This window comes from Niallia sp. Sow4_A1 (genome assembly GCF_052116745.1).
GTDB classification, from domain to species: Bacteria; Bacillota; Bacilli; order Bacillales; family Cytobacillaceae; genus Niallia; species Niallia hominis.
This window is the reverse complement of the sequence record NZ_JBQKKM010000102.1, coordinates 1-3,547: the sequence shown is the minus strand read 5'-3', so window position 1 is coordinate 3,547 and position 3,547 is coordinate 1. Positions and strand designations below refer to the sequence as shown.

The 3,547-nt window shown below is 34.1% G+C and carries 3 protein-coding genes; 2 read left to right on the top strand and 1 reads right to left on the bottom strand.

Going from position 1 to position 3,547, the window contains the following annotated elements:
- Nucleotides 1-702 precede the first annotated feature (702 nt).
- Complete coding sequence (locus ACTQ5K_RS25265) at nucleotides 703-936, top strand: hypothetical protein (RefSeq protein ID WP_441994443.1); 234 nt, start codon at nucleotides 703-705, stop codon at nucleotides 934-936.
- Between the two features lie 752 nt (nucleotides 937-1,688).
- On the opposite strand, the gene ACTQ5K_RS25260 is transcribed toward ACTQ5K_RS25265, so the two are convergent.
- Nucleotides 1,689-1,988, bottom strand: a complete 300-nt coding sequence (locus ACTQ5K_RS25260; protein WP_441994442.1) for a DUF3139 domain-containing protein — start codon at nucleotides 1,986-1,988, stop codon at nucleotides 1,689-1,691.
- A 403-nt stretch (nucleotides 1,989-2,391) separates the two neighbouring features.
- On the opposite strand from ACTQ5K_RS25260, the gene ACTQ5K_RS25255 reads away from it, so the two are divergent.
- Complete coding sequence (locus tag ACTQ5K_RS25255; protein WP_251629090.1) at nucleotides 2,392-2,910, top strand: YiiX/YebB-like N1pC/P60 family cysteine hydrolase; 519 nt, start codon at nucleotides 2,392-2,394, stop codon at nucleotides 2,908-2,910.
- Nucleotides 2,911-3,547: the final 637 nt, after the last annotated feature.

Below are 3,547 nucleotides of genomic sequence, written 5' to 3'. Positions count from 1 at the left end.
TTGGTCACCAGACCTTCGTAAGAACCATTTTTTGATTGCCAAATACAAACTACTATTTCAGTTTATCACTCACACAATCTAATTTTCTATCAATCTTCGACAAATTTCGGGTTGTCACTGTGACCAAGAGTTGAGTTTACTTCTTATTAAACAATCTTGGGAACTTGGAAAATTAAATAGAGAAATATACGAATTAAAATGTCGTCTAGAAATTAATCCATTATAATCATAAAAATCCCCTACCTGAAAGAGCAAAGGGAGGGGATTTTCAATCTAATTATGAAGATAAAAGGGGTGAGGAATTGTCACCAATGAGTACATTTCTGACCTTACTAAGAAAGTGCTCTATTGCTTAACCTAATTAGATTTATTAAACTAACCCGAATTTATATTGTCTACTGTTTAGATCTCACTGCACTGTGACTATACCTTTTTACTGACCAGGAGTTTTTTGAAGTTTGTCTTTTTGTGGTCCTTGGCAACCTAATCCTACACAAAATCTCTCGTGAAACATTACTGTGAAACAAGATTTTTCGAGGCGTCACTGTGAACAAGAATTTCTGCTTTTTTCTAAAAAATATATTCTTTTGCAGTATTATGTTGTAAAATAAAAGTAAATTTTTTACTCTTCCAAATAAAGGATGAGTACTGAGTGAGTTTAAAGACAATACTAATAAATTTTAAGAATAGGAGGCAGGAATTATGGGATTTAGTGATTTCATGAAAAGCGTTGCTAAAGGGACAGGAGAATATGCTTTAGGAAAAGGTGAAGAGCTGGTACAGCATAGAGAGGAAGTAGCTGGCTATTCAGATGAAAGATTGAAAAGGGAATATATGAGAGGCATTTCAAATTTAAAACAGTTTGCTATTTCAGCAGAATTGAAGGAACGTGGTTATGACCCACAAGAAGTAATAAGAGAACGTCGTAGAAAATAATTGGAGTTGATCAAATTGGCACTTAGTAGTGGATACTTAACCGAGAATGGGCAAGCAGGTTGTATATCCTGTAGAAAGACAACATATATAAGTAACTTAGAGACTTGTGTAATATGTGATCAATTCGTTTGTAAAAGTTGTGCTACATATCGTAAACAAGGTAGTCCATACGGCTATGTATGTAAACGCTGTAATAAACTATCATAATAATAATAATAGATTGCTAGTAAGCCCGAATTCAAACAATCTAACTCTCTATCAATCTTCGACAAATTTCGAGGCGTCACTGTGACCAGGAGTTAACGGGTGGTACTTATTAGAAATCTAATATAATTTCTTTTGCATGCAATATTATTATACAAGAAGCTTTTCTCGTACCATTTATTGTAATAAAGGACGGCTCTTTACTCCGCAATAACTGGCTTATTCATCTACTGTAATCACGAACAAAACCTTCCGTGAAACATTCGTGTGAAACAAGATTTTTCGAGGTGTCACTGTGCAGCGAGCCCCTATTAGTAGACATGAAAAAGTGACCAAAAAAGTGGCTTTTTCCCCGCAAATAGTGGCTCAAAACTCCGCACTGCCGGCTCTGTCTATTCGCAATACTCAACTATTTCAGTTTATCATTCACTCAATCTAATTCTCTATCAATCTTCGACAAACTTCGGGGCGTCACTTTGACCAGGAGTTTTGCGCCCCAATAAACGCCGTTTCTATTGGAATCTCACGCTTCACCTCCCCACAATATATTAATTTCTACTAATAATAGTCTCATCATCTCTTACAGTGCGAGAATAGTAAACTTTCTCGCTAGGATTGTCCTTAAATCTCACGAATGCAAAATAAGCATTTTCAGGAGCTTCAACAAAACTATATGACGGTTCAATTTCTAAGATGTCATCTTCCTTATAACCTTCTTTTTCAATCAAGTAATCATATACATCTTTTTTAGCCTCTTCTAATTTTGATTTATTCCCATTTAAGAATTCATTAATCTTGAAACCTCCAAATAACAATAAAATTATACACATAAATGAAATTATAAACATTTTTTTACTAATTATTATGACCCCCTTTATATTTTTTTGTTATATAATCTAGTATTAGAATAATACAAAAAAGGGGAAATAGTAATATAAAAGTGTAAATTTATTTTTCCTTCTAATAGTTTCGTTTAGTTTTAATGGAAAAGCTGAGGCGTCTGAAACGGAAGAAAATAATGACGTTATTTCAATCGAAAAGTTTGATAGTCTTCAAGAAGAAGGAGTAATAGATCCCAATCTATCTTACGAAGAGTTTGTAGGTAGTATTGATAGCAATTTAGGTACTCTAGAAGAAGTTGAAGAAGTTGATGTAAATGACGATGAAGAACTTAGTGAATATGGGTTAACTACAACAGAAGAAGGAGAAGTAATATCTGTTCCTGCCCAGTCACCTGGTTCTTTTGGTACTATGGCAGCTGCTACATATACATATCCTGGTACTAAGGTTATAGCAAAAGCAGGAGATATCTTAGTTACAAACAGTACAAGTTCAAGTGGATTTTCAGGACATGCGGGAATTGTTACATCCAACGGTATAATGTTTTCATCAATCGCAAATACTAAAGCAAACCCAAGAAATTTGAGTTTAAAAGATTGGTTTAGTAAATATAAAAATACTAAAGTAGTTCGTATAAATAGCTCTACTAAAGCAAAAACGGCAGCAAACTGGGCTACTAGTTATGTGAGAAATCATGCGAATGCTAGCTATTCAATTACAACTAATTTGAAAGGCTTAGACCCAACATATTGTTCGAAAATTGTTTGGCAAGCTTATGTCTTAGGTGGGACTGGAGTTTTTGACAACCGTAGTGTTGGTATAAAGGTTCCTTATAATCTACTATATAAAGGTTACTATAAAGGAGTTACTCCAAAAAGAGTTGCGTTAATTGGAAGTAATTTCGGGGCGAATACAAGCAGTAATTTGTAAGAATGTTTAAACGAAAAGAAGCAAGTATATCTACAAGGGTGTATTACTTGCTTCTTTTCATTTATAACTATATATATATTCGACGACAGTTTTTCAATAAGAAATATATCAAACTCGATTTATCCTAAAAATCAAAATCACTATTCGTATCTTCTTCAGAGACTCCAACCTCCTATATATTAGTGTTATGCTTGAACGCATACAACAAATTATACAAGAAGCCTTCATGAATTTATATTTAAGACTAATCGTTTAACTATAGAGTGGCTCATTTCATCTGCAATAATCACCCTAGTACAATCCCACAAAACACTCTTGTGAAACCTTCCTGTGAATCAAGATTTTTCGGTGGGCGTCACTGTGCTGCGAGAATGAATCTAATATCCAAAATACTTGGTCACCAGACCTTCGTAAGAACCATTTTTTTGATTGCCAAATACAAACTACTATTTCAGTTTATCACTCACACAATCTAATTTTCTATCCATCTTCGACATATTTCGGGGCGTAACTGTGACCTAGAGTTAAGAAAAAGAAGGTTGAGACAGCATGCTTTCTTGCCCTTCCAAATGCTGAACGACTTCCTCGATATGAGACACAACTATACATTCAATATCCTGTAGCATATGAAGTGGCA